The sequence below is a fragment of the Marinobacter sp. tcs-11 genome (assembly GCF_002049515.1).
In the GTDB taxonomy this organism is placed as follows: Bacteria; Pseudomonadota; Gammaproteobacteria; order Pseudomonadales; family Oleiphilaceae; genus Marinobacter; species Marinobacter nauticus.
In genome coordinates, this window is record NZ_LLYU01000001.1 from 440,283 (window position 1) to 457,265 (window position 16,983).

The window sequence follows — 16,983 nt, forward strand, 5'->3', positions numbered from 1 at the left end:
AGACGCCGAACGCCAAGAACCAAGGAGCGACCGCTATGGCCGAAACACTCATCAAGATCGATTTGAGCAAATCCGCGTACGAGAACGAGAATATCCACAACCGCTGGCATCCGGACATTCCCATGGCGGCGACGGTCAAGCCCGGGGACGATTTCATCCTCGAGTGTTACGACTGGACCGGTGGCCAGATCAAGAACGACGACAGCGCCGACGACGTGCGCGACGTGGACCTGACCCAGGTTCACTTCCTGTCTGGCCCGGTGGGCGTGGAGGGCGCAGAACCCGGCGACCTGCTGGAAGTGGACATCCTCGACATCGGTGCCTTCAAGGACAGCCAGTGGGGCTTCAACGGTTTCTTCTCCAAGAAGAACGGCGGCGGCTTTCTGACCGAGCACTTTCCGGAAGCCCAGAAATCCATCTGGGATTTCAACGGCATGTTCACCAAATCCCGCCACATCCCCAACGTTGAATTCGCCGGCATGATCCACCCGGGCCTGATCGGCTGCCTGCCGTCGAAGGAAATGCTGGCGGAGTGGAACAAGCGCGAGAAAGAACTGTACGACACCGAGCCGGATCGGGTGCCCGGCCTGGCGAACCTGCCCTACGCCGACACCGCCCACCTGGGCAAGCTGGCGGGGGATGCCGCCAAAGAGGCGGCGCTGGAAGCCGCCCGCACCGTACCGCCCCGGGAGCACGGTGGTAACTGCGACATCAAGGACTTGTCCCGTGGTTCCAAGGTGTATTTCCCGGTCTATGTGAAGGGGGCAGGCCTGTCGGTGGGCGACCTGCACTTCAGCCAGGGCGACGGCGAGATTACCTTCTGCGGCGCCATCGAAATGGCCGGCTGGATTCACCTGCGGGTGAACCTGATCAAGGACGGTATGGCCAAATACGGCATCAAGAACCCGGTCTTCAAACCCAGCAGCATCAAGCCGCGCTACGAGGACTATGTGATCTTCGAGGGCATCTCGGTGGATGAAGAGGGCCAGCAGCACTACCTGGACGTGCACGTGGCCTACCGCCAGGCCTGCCTCAACGCCATCAACTACCTGACCAAGTTCGGTTACACCCCGGCTCAGGGCTACGCGTTGCTTGGCTGTGCGCCGGTGGAAGGCCACATCAGTGGCGTGGTGGATGTGCCCAACGCCTGCGCCACCTTGTGGTTGCCGACCGAGATTTTTGACTTCGACATCAACCCCACGGCGGAAGGACCGACCAGGAAGGTCACGCCGGGCACCGACGTACCCCTTTCACCGGACAAGGAGTAAGCCATGCCACTGTACGACTACAAATGCCGGGAACACGGGCTGTTCCAGGAACTGGGCGCCATGGCCGAAGCCGGTAACCCGGCCCATTGCCCCACCTGCAAGGCGCTGTCACCCCGGGTGATTGTGCTGCCGCCGGAGCTCCTGGCCATGGACCCGGCCCGCCGCAACGCGGAGGCGCGGAATGAGAAGGCGAGCCACGAGCCCATCATCTCCACCGCCGACCAGCGGGCCCGGGACGCCGAGCACCGCAAGAGTTGTGGCTGCAAGAAAAAGTCGGACGGTAAACACATGCTGTTCTACACCGCCGACGGCAAGAAGATGTTCCCGTCCATGCGGCCCTGGATGATCAGCCACTGACCATTGCTTTCACGTGTTTGGCCCCCTTGAGGGGCCTTTTTTATGGCTGCTCACTGGTTGTGCTCGAGGGTGAGGTCGCCATACCAGGCCGTGGCCTGCTCGCCGGTGTTGTCGGCGTCGGTCATGATGGCCACGCCCACAATGGCGGGCGGTTCTTCGCCGAAGGCCTGCCGGTAATCTGCCACCAGATCCCGGGTAACGGTCACCCATTCGCCCACCTGCGACGGCCCGGAGTTGACGGCAATCATCATGGTTTTGTCGGTGTAGGCGTTGGCGACCATGCTCTGTTCTGGTAGCTGATTGGCCCAGATGTAGTTCAGGGCGTTGCCGGGCAGGGTCTCGCCGAACAGCACTTCCACGGTCTTGCGCCTGGCCCGTTCAAAAAAACCGGCTTTGTCCGGTTGAAACTCAAAGGCGACGTAGATGCGGGCAGGGTAGTCATCACCGGATTTTTCGCGGGCGTTGCCGGCTTCGTAGATGTTCGACACCTTCCAGCGCCATGACAACGTGAGCGAGTCGCCGGGCACCAGCTCAACACGGGCAATCAGCCCGGAGGCGCTGTCGTCTGCGTCGGCACGGACCACCTGCTGGCCGTCGTCCGTGTCCAGGGTGTAGCGGGTATGTGTCTCGATGTTCGGAAAGGTCAGGGGCTCCCAGCCGTCCTCCAGTGAGGTCATGGTGGAGAACCGGGTTAGCCGGTCTGTTTCTGCCCACACCGGGCTGGCGGCGAGACCGAGCGTCAGGGTACTGGCCAAAAGCAGCGAAATTCTCACATTCATTCCTCAAATCCGGTGGTCTGGAGATGGACAGGCGCTGTTGCAAAAAGTGCCTTGTCTTGGCGTATTCGGCCCTATATAGTGACCGGGTCCTTGGTTAACTACCATATATTGTGATCAAGCTCTGATCATCTTGATCACAGGGTAGTCGGGAATCCGGTGAGAATCCGGAACTGACGCGCAGCGGTATTGGGGAACGAGCGTGGCAAGATGACACTGGCGCAAGCCGGGAAGTCGCCACGTTAGGCAGAGCTGAAAGGTTCACGCCCCTGAGTCCGAAGACCTACCAGGGATCAGAAGCCCCCATGGGTTTCTGGACTGCACCTTCGCGATTCAAGGGTGAGCAGATTGGTCAGGCCTGCCCGTATTCGGGGCAAGGTGTGCCACTGCGTTCGCGAGGGTGAAACGGAACCAACGCGAATTCAGGAGAGCACCATGACAGCCACTGCCATTGCCGAACCCCCGGCCCCCGCGACCGATACCCAATCCCTGCAAGTTATCAAACGAAACGGCACCCTGGTGAGTTTCAACCCGGCCAAGATCAGTGTGGCGGTGACCAAAGCCTTCCTGGCGGTGGAAGGGGACCAGGCAGCCGGTTCCGCCCGCATCAACGACGCCGTGCACCGGGTTACCGAACAGGTAGTGCAGGCCATCAGCCGCCGCCTCAAAGCTGGTGGCAAGGTGCACATCGAAGACATCCAGGACCAGGTGGAACTGGCCCTGATGCGGGCCGAAGAGCAGAAAGTGGCCCGGGCCTACGTTCTGTACCGTGAAGAACACGCCCGCCAGCGCGCCGTGGACGAGCCGGTGGAAGCGCATCCGCACCTGACCGTGAAAAAAGCCGATGGCAGCATCGCCCCGCTGGACCTGGGCCTGATGAAGCAGCAGGTGGAACAGGCGGCTACCGGCCTGGACGGCATCAACGGCGATTCGCTGGTGGAAGATGCCCTGCGCAACCTCTACGACGGCATCGAAGAGACCGAAGTCCTGTCTGCCCTGATCATGACCGCCCGGGGCCGCATTGAACGGGAACCCGACTACAGCGCCGTAACCGCCCGCCTGCTGCTGGAACAGCTCCGGCTGGAAACAGCGGAAGCCCTGGACCTGCCCCGCAGTCTTCCGCTGGCGGAGATTTATCCACAGGCCCTGAGCGCCTTTGTTCACGCCGGTATCCGCTACGAACTGCTGGACGAAGCCCTGGCGGCCTTTGATCTGGAACGCCTTGGCAACGCCCTGAAACCGGAACGCGATCTCCAGTTCGGCTTCCTGGGCCTGCAAACCCTGTACGACCGTTACTTCCTGCACTGGAACAAAGCCCGCCTGGAACTGCCCCAGGTGTTCTTCATGCGGGTGGCCATGGGCCTGGCACTGCGTGAGGACGACCCCAACGCCCGCGCCATCGAATTCTATGAGCTGCTGTCCAGTTTCGATTACATGGCCAGCACGCCCACCCTGTTCAACAGCGGCACCCGGCATTCCCAGCTGTCGTCCTGCTACCTGACCACGGTGGGCGACGACCTGGAGGGCATTTACGGGGCCATTCGCGATAACGCCCTGCTGTCCAAATGGGCCGGTGGTCTGGGCAACGACTGGACCCCGGTGCGGGCCCTGGGCTCCCACATCAAGGGCACCAACGGCCAGAGCCAGGGCGTGGTGCCGTTCCTGAAAGTGGTCAACGACACCGCCGTGGCGGTGAACCAGGGCGGCAAGCGCAAGGGCGCGGTCTGTGCTTATCTGGAAAGCTGGCACCTGGACATCGAAGAGTTCCTGGAACTGCGCAAGAACACCGGCGATGAGCGCCGCCGTACCCACGACATGAACACCGCCAACTGGGTGCCGGATCTGCTGATCGAACGCATGCGCGAAGACCGCGACTGGACCCTGTTCTCCCCCAGCGATGTGCCAGATCTGCACGACCTGTACGGCAACGCCTTCCGTGAGCGCTACCAGCACTACGAAGCCCTGGCCGAGCAAGGCAAGATCAAGCTGTTCAAGAAAATTCCGGCCAAACAGCTGTGGCGCAAGATGCTCACCGTGCTGTTCGAGACCGGTCACCCCTGGATCACCTTCAAGGACCCGTGCAACCTGCGCTCCCCGCAGCAGCATCAGGGCGTGGTGCACAGCTCCAACCTGTGTACCGAAATCACCCTGAACACCAGCGCCGATGAGATTGCGGTGTGCAACCTGGGCTCGGTGAACCTGGCTGCCCACATCAAGGACGGCGAGCTGGACGTCACGCGCCTGGAACGCACCGTGAACACCGCCGTGCGCATGCTCGATAACGTCATCGACATTAACTTCTACGCCGTGCCCCAGGCGCGCAATTCCAACCTGAAGCATCGCCCGGTGGGCCTGGGCCTGATGGGCTTCCAGGACGCCCTGTACCAGCTGGGCCTGCCGTACTCCAGCCCGGAAGCGGTGGAGTTTGCCGACGTTGCCATGGAGCAACTCAGCTACTTCGCGTTGCGTGCCTCCGCCACGCTGGCGGGTGAGCGGGGCGCCTACGACACCTACGACGGCTCGCTGTGGAGCCAGGGCATCCTGCCGATGGATTCGGTGGGCCTGCTGAAGGACAACCGCCGGGACGGCGACCTGTCGCTCAATACCCACAGCCGCCTCGACTGGACCCCGGTGCGGGAGCTGATTGCCAAAAACGGCATGCGCAACAGCAACGTGATGGCCATTGCCCCGACCGCGACCATTTCCAATATCGTGGGCGTGTCCCAGTCCATCGAACCGGCGTACCAGAACCTGTTCGTGAAATCGAACCTGTCCGGCGAGTTCACCGTGGTGAATCCCTCGCTGGTGCGTGATCTCAAGGCCGAAGGCCTGTGGGACAACGTGATGGTGAACGACCTGAAATACTTCGATGGCAGTGTGCAGCAGATCGACCGCATCCCCGCGGAGCTCAAGGCCCGCTACGCCACAGCATTCGAGATTGACCCGCGCTGGCTGGTGGAAGCGGCGGCCCGGCGCCAGAAATGGCTGGACCAGGCCCAGAGTCTGAACCTGTACATGGCCGAGCCCAGCGGCAAGAAGCTGGATGCCCTGTATCAGCTGGCCTGGGAGCGTGGCCTCAAAACCACCTACTACCTGCGCTCCCTGGGGGCCACTGGCGCCGAGAAGACCGCGCCGGTGTCGGCGCCACAGCCGCAGGTGTGCAGCATCGACAATCCCGACTGCGAAGCTTGTCAGTAACCATTTACTTATTTGGGAGGCACCCACATGCTGGACTGGGACGACGAACCAAAAGCGCAAACCGCTGCCGCCGCCACCGGCGGCCCGGCGCCCGTGAATGTCGACGACAAGCGGGTGATTAACGGCGAGACCGACATCAACCAGTTGGCACCGTTCAAGTACCCCTGGGCCTGGGAGTACTTCATGAACGCCAACAAGAACCACTGGACGCCGCTGGACGTGAACATGGCGCAGGACGTTCACGACTACCACCACCGGCTGACACCGGCGGAAAAACACGTGTACGAGAACGTGCTGGCGTACCTGACCACCTCCGACATCCTCGCCATGCGCAACATCGGCCTGGCGGTGATGGAGAAGATGAGCGCGCCGGAGCTGCAGATCTACCAGGCCCGCCAGGTGTACGAGGAAGCGCTGCACACCTGGACCTACCAGCACTGCATTGAAACACTGAACCTGGACCAGAGCGAGATCTACAACCGCTACCGCGTGGTGCCGGAGATCAACGGCAAAATCCAGTTGGCCAACCGCCGGCTGGACGCCGCCATGCGCTCCGACATGAACCTGCGCAACCCGGACGAGCTGCAGGACTTCGTGATGTCCTACCTGTTCTTCGCCGCCGTGTTCGAGGGCTGCTGGTTCTACAACGGCTTCAGCCCCATCTTCGCCCTGCAGCGCCGGGGCCTGATGCGGGGCACCGGTGAACAGTTGCAGTACATCCTGCGGGACGAAGCCATGCACTTCTCCTTCGGCCTGAAAGTGGTGAACCAGATTCTCGAGGAAGAGAAAATCACCCTGGACCCGAAAGCGGTGCGTGAGATGTGGGACGAATCCGAAGCCGCGGAAATGGCTTACGCCAACTACGTGCTGCGGGACCCGATCCTGGGTTACTCGGCGGAATACCACAGCGAACAGTTCCGCTTTGTGGCCAACCGCCGGGCCCGCACCGTGGGCCTGGAAGAACCGTTCCCGGGGGCGAAGAACGTATCGCCCTGGCTGGACGAGCAGGCCACCCTGCGCAAGGAGAAGAACTTCTTTGAAACCCGGGTGATTGAGTATCAGACCGGCGCGCAGCTGGAGTGGTAATTGAGCATTCAGATACCTGCTCTGAGAAGTGGGTATCTGTCAGAGTTCTTTACAAAACAGAATAGAAATAGCATTGGTCTGTATATTAACTGACCAGATAAAGCGTGTTTTTTTACGATAGGCCTGATTGTTGCTTGAGTAAGCACTCATAACTTGCTCGCTTCCGCAGTGCGGGCAGCGTGGGATTGCATCCCCGTGCGGAGGCCAGAGTGCAGACGTTACATGCAGGCACATCGCTAGCCGGAATGATTCGCCGCCACTGGGCGCTCCTGGTGGTGGGCTACTTTCTTTTTTTTGCCGATCCTTTTGGCATCAGCTCAAGAAGCACCCAAGCGATCAGTGACGGATTTGATCGGCTGTTTTCACCGTTATATGACCAGGCGGTGACGACCAGCGGTGCCGACCTGGTCGATGTCATTCTGATTGATGACGCCTCCATCCGCCGGCTCTCCCACGAAGAAAATGGTTACCTGAGCGCCAATGACTGGCCTCTGGCCTACAGCGACCACCTGGTTCTGATCGACGCCCTTCGCCGCCTGGGGTATGGCACGATTATTCTCGACATCACCTTCTATCGTGCGCGCCAGCTGGATGACAGCTTTCCGCTACTTGTGGCCCGATTGCAGTACTTTCGGGAGCACACGGGTTTGGCCCTGGTCATGAGTGCTGGTGAACATCCGGGCCACCTTGAACCCTCAATTCAGCCACTCATTGCAGCAGCTTCTGATATCGGGTTGGTTGGCTGGTCCGGCTATGGCTCACACTATCCGATTAGGCGAGCACTGCCTGAATACGGTGAGGTTCCAACGCTGGCTGTTGCGGGATATGAGATCTATTGCCAGCAACCGAGGTCCAGGCCTTGCGGTGATCTATCGAAGGCAGCGGAGGCCTGGATGGTACCCCAGCCTCCCGGTATGCATCTCAGTTGGGGAATGCCGGCGCAGCGTATCACCTCAACGCTGGATTGCCGTGCAACGCCCGAAAACAATGGCGGATTTAGCTCACTCTGGCACTGGGCCAGGAATATCCTTCGCGCAGAATCCGTCAGTAACAACGGTGCCAAGCCATGCCCGCCGGTGCCGACTGCCACCCTTCGGGATGCCTTTTGCCTGGCGCCAAACTGCGATGATTTCTTCACCGAGATGCCCCTGCATAATCGGATTGCGATTGTGGGTGTGTCTTTACCCTCGGCCAGAGATCTGTTTAACCCACCAATTGCGGGGCAGTTGCCTGGCGTTTATCTGCATGCCGAAGCACTTCGCAACCTACTGCATTACGGCGCGGACTATCTGAAACCGATCGGGGTGGAATGGAATCTCGCCGGGATTGGCCTGCCAGGGTGGACCATTCCGGTCGATCTGTTGCTGTCCTGGCCGCTGATCCTTTTTCTCATCCTCATGCTCGCGCGCTGGGTTCTGGCATGGCGCTGGCGCGACGAGCGTCGAGCGGAATGGCCAGAGTTGGCGGTGGAGCTGGCTGAGTTGATCATCATCGTCCTCAGCCTTTGTGTGCTCTACAGCGTTTTACTGTTGTTTCACCGCACCCCTGGCTTCCTGGCAGAGCTGATCGGTTTGACACCGTTACTGTTGATCGCAGTCAGAAAAGAAAGAAAGGAGATGGAAAATGAACGGAAAGCGATGGCTTTGGCTGCTTGCACTGCTGTGCAGTTCGGCCTTGGCAGAGGCTCAGTCCATTGAGGGTTTTCATGACCCGGAGAATGCCTTCGTCAGCAAACCGGATGGCTCGCTTGTACCGGCACGTGAGCTCGGTTTGCAATTGCCCGTCACGATCAGTGGTAAGGAGCGGGGCCAGTACCTGTTTGAAGGGCCGGGGGGCACCTATCGGGTGTTTGTTCCGGAGGTGATTACCAGCGATTCGAAACAGCCGGTTATTTACTGCGATAAATCACAGGTGGTGTTTGCGGATGACCATCAGGTGGCCAGTGCCCGTGGCGTAGGGGAGGACTGCCCATGAACTGCCAGCACAAAATAGCGCTTGTTTTACTCGCCGTGTGTTTCGGCTTGATCGGCTGCAGCTCATCGCCTTACCAGTCGAAAGACTGGAGCACCAACAAAGAGATGCGGCAGCAGGAAATCAATGAGCTTGTTGTCCAGGCCGATCAGTATCAGGCGGCTGGGCAGGATCCTTCCGAGGATGCGGTTCGTTTGCGCAGTGACAGCGTGGCGCCATTGAATGCCCGTGATGTCACCCCGGCATTGCAGGCCATTGCCGAGGAACTGGCAGAAAGCTGGTACGGCGGACCCTGTCATTGTCAGGTTCGGGTGGGCCCGAGCTACAGTTTCGGCGGGTTTACCTACCCTGAGGGTACCGTCGTGATTCAGGCAGGAACCCTGGAATATCTGGATACCCGAGATGAGGTGGCCGCACTGCTGGCCCATGAACTCTCTCATCTATGGCTGAATCATCACCAGAAGAACGAACTGCAAAGCACAACAAAAGGCATAACTGATCTGGCCCAGGCCATTTCCCTGTTCGGTAATGACGACAAAGCCCGTGAGACCACCCTGCGCATGGGCGGATCGACCGATGCCCTGGTGGCGGCGGCAGGATTCACCCAATGGAACCGGCAGCAGGAAACCGAAGCGGATTTGTTGGCCGTGAAGATTCTGGAAAAATCCCGATACAGCCCAATGGCCATGATTGCGCTGTTAACCAAGCTCAAGAATGACAAAGAGGGAATACCCGTAGCCGGCAGTGCCTACGAAGAGATGATGACCGTAGCTGCCTTGAAAGCCAGAAAGCAGGAGGCGGAAGTCAGCGACAACCAGCTCCAGAAATGGCTGTCTTCTGTTGCCAGCGATATGGGCGGTCGCGAGTATCTGTCATCGGAAGAGCGTCGGACTATTGTCCGGATGGTGATCTACGATCTGGATGGCGCAATACTGGCACGCTCGTTTACGGACCTTCAGATCGATGTCGATGCCCTGGCGCCTGTGACGTCCCTGAAAACCATCCACACCTACCCGCCCGCCAGTAAAGACTACGCGCAACTGGTTGACCGTGCCCTGGCAAGCGAGCCCGACAATCTCCATCTGCAACTGTTGAAGTTTCGTGCTCTGCTGGCCCGGGGTGAGCAACAAAAAGCCCGGGAAATGGCGGAAGCCTTCATCGCAAGACCCGATGCCAGTTTCAGTGTTCTCAGTGAGGCCACCCGGTTTCTGGACCAGCAATCTGGCCTCTCGGATACCGACAAAAAACGGCTCATGCACGACGCAGTGTCCAGGCTCGCGGATCTCGACCTGCCAGATGCCTACGTGGCCGATGAATACTACTTGTCCAAACGGTATCAGGTTCCTGGCGTGAGTGCGCTGAAGGAAAAGCTTTGTGAAGCCGGAGCCGGTAAGGTGGCGGTAAGAGAGAGATGCGACCTTGCCAGGCAGGCACTGGAACGCAACGTGAGTTTTTATGAGTTGCTTGCCAGGGCAGAAAGCCAATAAAGGGTTACCGGTTGCGGTTGATTGGATGAGCTTCTGCTAGGCTAGTGCCATACGCACTGGCCTGGCCGATTTGCTTTGAGGCAACCACCATGACCGACCCTCGCACACCCATCTTCTGGCGCGACGCCCGCATGCCCCATGTGGAACTGCGCAAAGTCGCGGATGGGCGCGAGGTCTGTTATGCCCTGCACACCCACCGGCACTGGTCGATCGGCGCCATCACCGGCGGTGAAAGCACGTTCCTGTACCGCACCGACCAGTACCACGTGAGCGCCGGCACGCTGGTGTTGATGAACCCGGAATGGCCCCACGCCTGTAATCCCATTGATAACCAGCCCTGGGCGTATCTGATGCTGTATGTGGATACCGCCTGGCTGACCCGGCTCAGATTTGAGGCGGGCCTGCTGCCCAGCGAAGACTGGCAGGATCTGGACACGGCAGTGATCACCGACCCCCGCCAGTACCAGGACTACTGCACCATGGCCGATTGCCTGCTGGACCCGGGCCGGGACCTGCTGGAAAAGCAGAGCCGGGTTGCCGAGTATCTGCTGGACCTGATGCAGAGCCTGGCGGAAGCGCCGGCCCGGGGTATTCCGCGCCCCTCGGGCACCCTGGCCGCGGTGGCTCAGTACCTGGACAGCCACTGTACCGATGAGGTATCGCTGGACGACCTGTGCGGGCTCAGTGGCTACAGCCCGGGGCATCTGGTGCGGGCGTTTCGCCAAAGCTACGGATTAACGCCCCACGCCTACCTGATCAACCGCCGCATACAGCACGGCCAGAGCGAACTGAAACGCGGCGTGAGTATTGCCGACGCGGCCCTCAACGCCGGCTTTGCCGACCAGGCGCATTTCCAGAGAACCTTCAAACGCGTGGTGGCGGCCACCCCGAACCAGTATCGCCAGCCCTCAATCCAGCAGCAGGAACACGCAACTTCCGGCAAGTAACAGCGCCAGAACCCGGTTGAACCCGCGCAGGATTCGCGGCTGCTGCACCAGCCGGCGAAGCCCGACCCCGACATACACCCAACTGGCCAGCGACAGCCAGCAAATGGGCAGATACAGCCCCGCGAACAGCCAGAGCAGGGTGCTGTCGCCGCCCTCGGTAAACGCGCTGATACCCGCCACTGACGCAAGCCAGGCCTTGGGGTTCAACCATTGCATCAGGGCGCCGGTGACAAAGCCGGGGGCCGGGCGTGCCTCATCCTCACTGAGATGGCCATCGGCGGTGGCCAGCTGGTAGCTCAAGTACAGCAGGAAGGCGACGCCAGCCCAGCTCAACCAGCGCTCGAACCCGGGCGCGTGTTCCAGCAGCGAATTCAGGCCCAGGCCCACCGCCATAAACAGCGCGATAAACCCCAGAGTGGCCCCGGTGACAAACACCAGCCCCTGAGACACCGGATAGCGCGTGCCACTGCTCAGGCACACCAGATTGACCGGCCCCGGCGATACCGAAGCCACCAGGGCGAAGGCCGACATCGGCAGGATAATAGACAGACTCATAGCATCAGCACTCTGTGAACCAACGGAGGCGCCCAGTGTGCCCGGAGCCTTGTAACCGGTATTGAATAAAATTGCGGTGGCTCGCCGCCGGGCATTTGATTTATGTTTGAAGAACCCCGTACCCACCCAGACCGGATGAGGCCAATCCCATGAAAGTGGCGGTTTTCAGCACCAAGCCCTATGACGAACAGTTCCTGGCACAGGCGAACCAGGCCAGCCACCAGCATGAACTGGTGTTCCTGGAACCACGCCTGAATGCGGCCACTGCGGCGCTGGCCAAAGGCTTCGACGCGGTATGCGTGTTCGTGAACGACCAGGTGGACGCCAACGTACTGGAACAGCTGGCCGCCGGCGGCACCCGGGCCGTGGCCCTGCGTTGCGCCGGCTTCAACAACGTCGACCTGAAAGCCGCCGAACGCCTGGGCATCGCCGTGGTGCGGGTACCGGCGTATTCCCCCTATGCGGTGGCCGAACACACCGTGGCCTTGATCCTGACCCTGAACCGGCAGATTCACCGGGCCTACCACCGCATTCGTGATGGCAACTTTGCCCTCGACGGCTTGCTGGGGTTCGATCTGCGGGGCCGCACCGTGGGTGTGGTGGGCACCGGCCAGATTGGCGTGGAAGTGGTGCGCATCATGCGCGGGTTCGGCTGCCGCGTGCTGTGTTACGACCTGCACGCCAACCCGGAGGCGCAAACGCTGGGCGCGGAATATGTGAGCCTGGACGAACTGTTCCGGGAAGCAGACATTGTGACCCTGCATTGCCCGCTCACCCCGGACACCCATCACCTGATTGATGCCGCGGCCGTGGCCAAAATGAAAAAAGGCGTGATGCTGATCAACACCAGCCGGGGCGCCATGGTGGACACCGCCGCCATCATCGAAGGCCTGAAATCCGGCCAGGTGGGCTACCTGGGGCTGGATGTATATGAGGAAGAAAGCGACCTGTTCTTCGAAGATCTCTCCAATATCGTGCTGAAAGACGACGTGTTCGCCCGTTTGCTCACATTCCCGAATGTGGTCATCACCGGCCACCAGGCGTTTTTCACCCGCAACGCCCTGGAAAGCATTGCCCACACAACACTCAGCAACCTGACGGACCTGGAAACCGGCGGCGAGTGCGCCAACCGGGTGCTGGCCGCCAACGGCAGCACCTGAACTGAGACAAGCCGCCCGCGCCTTCGTACAATGCCGCCATGCCCAGACCCTTCTACAGAACCGGCCCCGACCACCGCGCCGGGGCACCGGTCAGCTTTCTAGACGTGCGCCGGCGGTTCCAGTTTCGATCCGTCGAGATTGGCCGCTGGGTAACCGAGCCTGAAAAACAGCACAGTGCCGCCCTGTTCTACGACGCCCTGTGCGACCTGATGACCATCCTCGGCGGCACCGAAAGCCTGATCTCCCTGCGTGGCACTTTGGCCCTGCAATACGGCATTGGTGGCCGCCCCGGGGTGTCTGCCCATTACACCCCCGCCACCCGCAGCTTCGCCCTGGCCAAAAACGCCGGCCCCGGCAGCATCGCCCACGAATGGTTTCATGCCTTCGACCACTACATCGGCGACAAACTGTTCCCCAACATACCCCGGGGCCAGTTCGCCTCCCGCCAATGGCTCACCCGCCAGGACGCCATCCATCACCCGCTGAACCAGCGCCTGCAAGCCTGCTACCAGGCCATCCTGCTGGACGACACCGGCCAAGACCCCAGCCCCCTGTTCCAGAACTCCGCAAAAGCCGACAAAGCCGCCGGCGGGCACTACTACAGCCAGCCAGAAGAACTCTGTGCCCGAGCCTTCGAAGCCTTCATCCAGGATGCTGCAGTAAAGAACGCCTTTCTGGTGAAGGGCACCAAAGAGAGCGAAGAAGCCCGCCTGGGGCTATACCCACAGGGCGAACAGCGCGACCGGATAAACGCCGCCTTCCGAACCTACTTCCATTCCCTGGGCCGGGCCCTGCAGCAAAAACCTGCCTAAAAACCGGAGTTATACGAACGCGTTCGCAAAACCCCGGGCAGGCTCCGGAAATTGTTGCTAACCTTCTGATAAGTTTGAAAAGGAAAACAGGGCGGGCGGAGTTATACGCCCCCAACATGGAGCAGGGGTGGCTCGAACACGGGCGTATAACTCCGGCGGTAGCCGTGGTGGAGTGCGAGTCATCTACTTCACCAGATTGGCAAATGGTGAGATCTGGTTATTGGTGATCTACAAGAAGGCCGTCAAGGAGAACATACCCGCGCATATCCTGAAGTCGATTCGTGAGGTATTGGAAAATGAGTAATGAGACTCTGAGTGCTGAGGAGCTTGGCAATAAGCTCCTCCAATCTGTTAAAGAAATGAAAGCGGGCAAGGCTGCGCGCGTCAGTCGTGTGGAGCCAAATCAGGTCGCAGAGGCGCGTGGCAAGACTGGCCTTACACAGCGGGAGTTTGCCGAGGTACTCCATATTTCTCCGCGAACGTTACAGGAATGGGAGCAGGGGCGACGTAAACCTTCAGGGCCGGCAAAGGCGCTCATCGAGATTGCGTTTCGTCATCCCGAGGTTATTCGGGAAGACCTCGAACTCAGGGGTTAACAAGGTGGTCAACGGGACGCTGGACTTCCCCCACTTCAGTAAACACCTTCTATAGCTAGGGAAGCCCTTGGCTCAAAGTGCTCCATAAACCACGGAGGGATTGTATGGAAATCAAGTGCATTTCAGGTTTTGCGTCCATAACCAAAGACCCTGCGGCCAGTGCGTCTCTGTATGAGGATGCGCTGGGCCTGCCGCTGGAGAAGATGGACGACTATCGTTTCATGGATAAATTCCCCGGAGCGAACCATTTCGGAGTATGGCCCCTTTCGATGGCAGCTACCTCTTGTTTTGGCCAGGAGGAATGGCCCGATTATATTCCGGAGCCGACGGCGACCATCGAATTTGAGTTGCCGGATGCAGCGGCTGTAGAGGCGGCCGTGCAAGAGATGAAGGAAAGAGGGCAGGAATTCGTTCATGAAACCCGCACTGAACCCTGGGGGCAGACGGTGGCACGGTTTATGAGCCCCGAGGGTGTGTTGATTGGCCTGAGTTATGCGCCATGGCTTCATGAATAAGTGCCTAACTGTGGCGTCAATGCGAATGTGATTGTCCGCTGATGCTCCAACGCCAGCCGGTTACGCCGGGCGTTAAATGCCAGAGGGATCTATGTCGGAGATAGCAAAAACCCCTGAGCCGCCGTATTACGCGGTTATTTTCAGTAGCCATCGCACTGAGGGCGACAATGGCTACGAGGCAATGGCAGACAGGATGGTTGAGTTGGCTGCAAGCCAGCCAGGGTTCCTGGGAATGGAATCGGTGCGTGAGGAATTAGGCATCACCGTTTCCTACTGGGAGAGCCTGGAGTCCATCACCAACTGGAAAAAGAACGCAGAGCACCGAGAAGCTCAGAGGCTTGGCCACCAAACCTGGTACTCCACCTTTCGGGTTCGTATTGCGAGGGTTGAGCGCGACTACGGCATTTAACCCGTTCCCGGTGTCAACAACAGCGAAGTTTGACCGCTTTTTATCAGTTTAGATTGTCCGGTTTTTGAGCGTCAGTGTCTTCAGAGTCCTCCTGTTGGACAGTAGTACCGGGAACGAGGCCGGTCCAAAGACATAGCCATCTTGTAAGATCTGGTGAGTTGAGGCCAACCATGAGGATGGTGAGCTTTGAAAGAGCAATATCTCTGTGTTTCCTGTGAACGTTTCTTCCCTACAGGAGAGGCTGTTGATGGCGGTGATCAGGGTTTTCGGAAAGGCTTTCTCTGTCCTTTTTGCAGCGCCAATTTGAGTGAGGCAGGTGAGTCGGACGACATCCTTCATCTACGGTTCGGCCCGGTCTATTATCTGGCCATGATTTTGGTGTTTTTGGTGGTCATTGGAGAGGTGGTTCAGATTCCGGTCAGTTCAAACTCCTACATCAACGATTTTTGCACTTTCATACTCCTGTCTGCGATCCCCACTGTCCCGTTTCTAATAGTGAACCGGAAATCCGTTTTTGGAACCAGGACGATCTACACTCGTAGAATTGATAGCCAGTAGCGTAAGCGGAGCCGTTTCCCAACGCGGTTGACCTGACCACAGCTTTTTATTCGATGCTACGGGATGCCGTACTGGTCACCATGATGGCAAGCCTGTCGGGCTTGGGCAGCAGAGACGCCTTTTTCTTATTGCCCGGAAGTCCCGTTAAATACGAATGACGGTGGGTGTTCGCGAAAGGCATTCCTCGCCTGGGTTTTTCGTTGCCAGATCGACAACGCAGTTACGCCCCTGTTTTTTGGCGGCGTACAGCGCGTTGTCCGCACGGTGCAGCACGGCACTCCACTCGCGGTCTCTGGAATCGTAGTGAGCCACTCCGAAACTGGCCGAGAGCGTTAAACAGACATCATCACCAATCGTGATCTGGGTGTCTGCCGTTTTGGCTCTGAGTTTCTCCGCCACCTCTAATCCCTGCTCGGTGTCTTTACCAGGCAACAGCAGAACAAATTCTTCGCCCCCGAAACGCGCCACCACGTCATGCTTTCGTATGTGCTCTTTGAGCGTATTGGCAAAGCGCCTCAATACCTCATCGCCTACATGATGGCCATACTCGTCATTCACGTTTTTGAAGTGGTCCAGGTCGCACATGATAATGGCGAAGGGCGCACCTGAACGCTGCGCACGGCTGAACTCAATGTCACAACATTCGTCGAATGCCCGCCTGTTGTAGAGCCCCGTTAAAGGATCAATCCTGGCGATTTCGGAGAGTTCATCCTGCAACTCATCGGACGCCATCCATATCGTGCAGAAGGATGACAGAATAACCAGTAGTTCTCCGGCAATGATCGTCAAGGCGCTGAGCAACCCAGCCCTCATGAAATCTTGAGGCGGTATGGCGTAGAACGACCAGAAAAAGCGGAAAATAAACAAGCTACTCATCAGCAAAAACATGGCGATGAGCATTTTGGCGACCATGCGGTTGCGGATGTCCCGGTGTTTCAGCAGTCCGCTGGCACCGATCAGGCAGATCGCTGCACAGACCATAGAGAAGGCCTGTATACGGATATTTATATCTGGAATATGAAAGGTATAGAAATACAGTAAAGCAGCAAGCAGGACCACCAGTGTGGTGCTTAGCCAACGCTCATGGCGCAGCGTGATACCCAGGAAACGAAACAGTCCCCGGTAAATCAGCACAACGCCCATAATGATTGCGATATTGGCAATCACGATGGACAGGAAATCGTAGATTACATGGCGCAGGCCGAGCAGCACACAGCCACCGCCGATCAGAAAATAGCCTGCGCCATGCAGCCAGTTGGTGGTGCCTTTGCCGAAGCTTTGCATGCAC

General features: G+C 59.1%; 18 protein-coding genes and 1 riboswitch. Of the genes, 15 read left to right on the top strand and 3 right to left on the bottom strand.

The annotated features are described in order from the left end of the window. Positions 1-35 precede the first annotated feature (35 nt). Both fmdA and ARC85_RS01940 read left to right on the top strand, forming a co-directional pair. The gene (gene fmdA, locus ARC85_RS01935; RefSeq protein ID WP_023008410.1) at positions 36-1,268 is read left to right on the top strand and encodes a formamidase; all 1,233 of its coding nucleotides are present in this window, start codon (positions 36-38) and stop codon (positions 1,266-1,268) included. Positions 1,269-1,271: 3 nt separating this feature from the next. After that, positions 1,272-1,625 (top strand): zinc ribbon domain-containing protein, encoded by a 354-nt coding sequence (locus tag ARC85_RS01940; RefSeq protein WP_011787260.1) that lies wholly within the window; start codon positions 1,272-1,274, stop codon positions 1,623-1,625. 50 nt (positions 1,626-1,675) lie between these two features. Here ARC85_RS01940 and ARC85_RS01945 read toward each other — a convergent pair whose 3' ends face one another. Continuing rightward, positions 1,676-2,404, bottom strand: a complete 729-nt coding sequence (locus ARC85_RS01945) for a DUF3047 domain-containing protein (protein ID WP_278350842.1) — start codon at positions 2,402-2,404, stop codon at positions 1,676-1,678. Between the two features lie 105 nt (positions 2,405-2,509). Then, positions 2,510-2,706, top strand: a riboswitch (cobalamin riboswitch). 130 nt (positions 2,707-2,836) lie between these two features. Between ARC85_RS01945 and ARC85_RS01950 the strand changes: the two genes are divergently transcribed. The 6 genes from ARC85_RS01950 to ARC85_RS01975 all read left to right on the top strand — a co-directional run bounded on the left by ARC85_RS01950 (position 2,837) and on the right by ARC85_RS01975 (position 11,090). Next, positions 2,837-5,599 (top strand): ribonucleoside-diphosphate reductase subunit alpha, encoded by a 2,763-nt coding sequence (locus tag ARC85_RS01950; protein ID WP_228224563.1) that lies wholly within the window; start codon positions 2,837-2,839, stop codon positions 5,597-5,599. A 27-nt stretch (positions 5,600-5,626) separates the two neighbouring features. After that, positions 5,627-6,685 (top strand): ribonucleotide-diphosphate reductase subunit beta, encoded by a 1,059-nt coding sequence (locus ARC85_RS01955; protein WP_022990159.1) that lies wholly within the window; start codon positions 5,627-5,629, stop codon positions 6,683-6,685. Positions 6,686-6,894: 209 nt separating this feature from the next. After that, entirely contained in the window at positions 6,895-8,382 is a 1,488-nt protein-coding gene (locus tag ARC85_RS01960) for a CHASE2 domain-containing protein (RefSeq protein WP_153739677.1), read from the top strand. After that, positions 8,309-8,659: a hypothetical protein gene (locus ARC85_RS01965; RefSeq protein WP_141066679.1), complete on the top strand. Its 351-nt coding sequence runs from the start codon at positions 8,309-8,311 to the stop codon at positions 8,657-8,659. The genes ARC85_RS01960 and ARC85_RS01965 overlap by 74 nt, the downstream gene beginning before the upstream one ends. Next, the gene (locus ARC85_RS01970; RefSeq protein WP_153739676.1) at positions 8,656-10,143 is read left to right on the top strand and encodes a M48 family metalloprotease; all 1,488 of its coding nucleotides are present in this window, start codon (positions 8,656-8,658) and stop codon (positions 10,141-10,143) included. The genes ARC85_RS01965 and ARC85_RS01970 overlap by 4 nt, the downstream gene beginning before the upstream one ends. Before the next feature lie 89 nt (positions 10,144-10,232). Further along, positions 10,233-11,090: an AraC family transcriptional regulator gene (locus ARC85_RS01975; protein ID WP_153739675.1), complete on the top strand. Its 858-nt coding sequence runs from the start codon at positions 10,233-10,235 to the stop codon at positions 11,088-11,090. Here the strand turns inward: ARC85_RS01975 and ARC85_RS01980 are convergent. Further along, positions 11,052-11,645 carry a LysE family translocator gene (locus tag ARC85_RS01980; RefSeq protein WP_011787255.1) on the bottom strand — a complete coding sequence of 198 codons (594 nt, stop codon included), beginning with the start codon at positions 11,643-11,645 and terminating at the stop codon, positions 11,052-11,054. The genes ARC85_RS01975 and ARC85_RS01980 overlap by 39 nt on opposite strands. Positions 11,646-11,794: 149 nt before the next feature. Between ARC85_RS01980 and ARC85_RS01985 the strand changes: the two genes are divergently transcribed. From ARC85_RS01985 to ARC85_RS02015, 7 genes are all read left to right on the top strand, one after another. Continuing rightward, entirely contained in the window at positions 11,795-12,805 is a 1,011-nt protein-coding gene (locus ARC85_RS01985) for a 2-hydroxyacid dehydrogenase (protein ID WP_153739674.1), read from the top strand. A gap of 38 nt (positions 12,806-12,843) precedes the next feature. After that, positions 12,844-13,617: a CLCA_X family protein gene (locus ARC85_RS01990; RefSeq protein WP_153739673.1), complete on the top strand. Its 774-nt coding sequence runs from the start codon at positions 12,844-12,846 to the stop codon at positions 13,615-13,617. Positions 13,618-13,744: 127 nt separating this feature from the next. Next, positions 13,745-13,921: a hypothetical protein gene (locus ARC85_RS01995; RefSeq protein ID WP_199451938.1), complete on the top strand. Its 177-nt coding sequence runs from the start codon at positions 13,745-13,747 to the stop codon at positions 13,919-13,921. Beyond that, a complete protein-coding gene (locus ARC85_RS02000; protein WP_153739672.1) occupies positions 13,914-14,213 on the top strand; it encodes a helix-turn-helix domain-containing protein in 300 nt (99 codons plus the stop codon). Before ARC85_RS01995 ends, ARC85_RS02000 begins: the two co-directional genes overlap by 8 nt. A gap of 104 nt (positions 14,214-14,317) precedes the next feature. Continuing rightward, positions 14,318-14,728 carry a VOC family protein gene (locus ARC85_RS02005; protein ID WP_153739671.1) on the top strand — a complete coding sequence of 137 codons (411 nt, stop codon included), beginning with the start codon at positions 14,318-14,320 and terminating at the stop codon, positions 14,726-14,728. 91 nt (positions 14,729-14,819) lie between these two features. Further along, a complete protein-coding gene (locus tag ARC85_RS02010) occupies positions 14,820-15,137 on the top strand; it encodes an antibiotic biosynthesis monooxygenase family protein (RefSeq protein WP_153739670.1) in 318 nt (105 codons plus the stop codon). Positions 15,138-15,323: 186 nt separating this feature from the next. Continuing rightward, on the top strand, positions 15,324-15,695 hold the full coding sequence (locus ARC85_RS02015) for a hypothetical protein (protein ID WP_199451937.1): 372 nt from the start codon (positions 15,324-15,326) through the stop codon (positions 15,693-15,695). A 144-nt stretch (positions 15,696-15,839) separates the two neighbouring features. Here the strand turns inward: ARC85_RS02015 and ARC85_RS02020 are convergent, their stop codons facing one another. Beyond that, a complete protein-coding gene (locus ARC85_RS02020) occupies positions 15,840-16,979 on the bottom strand; it encodes a GGDEF domain-containing protein (RefSeq protein WP_227548770.1) in 1,140 nt (379 codons plus the stop codon). Positions 16,980-16,983: the final 4 nt, after the last annotated feature.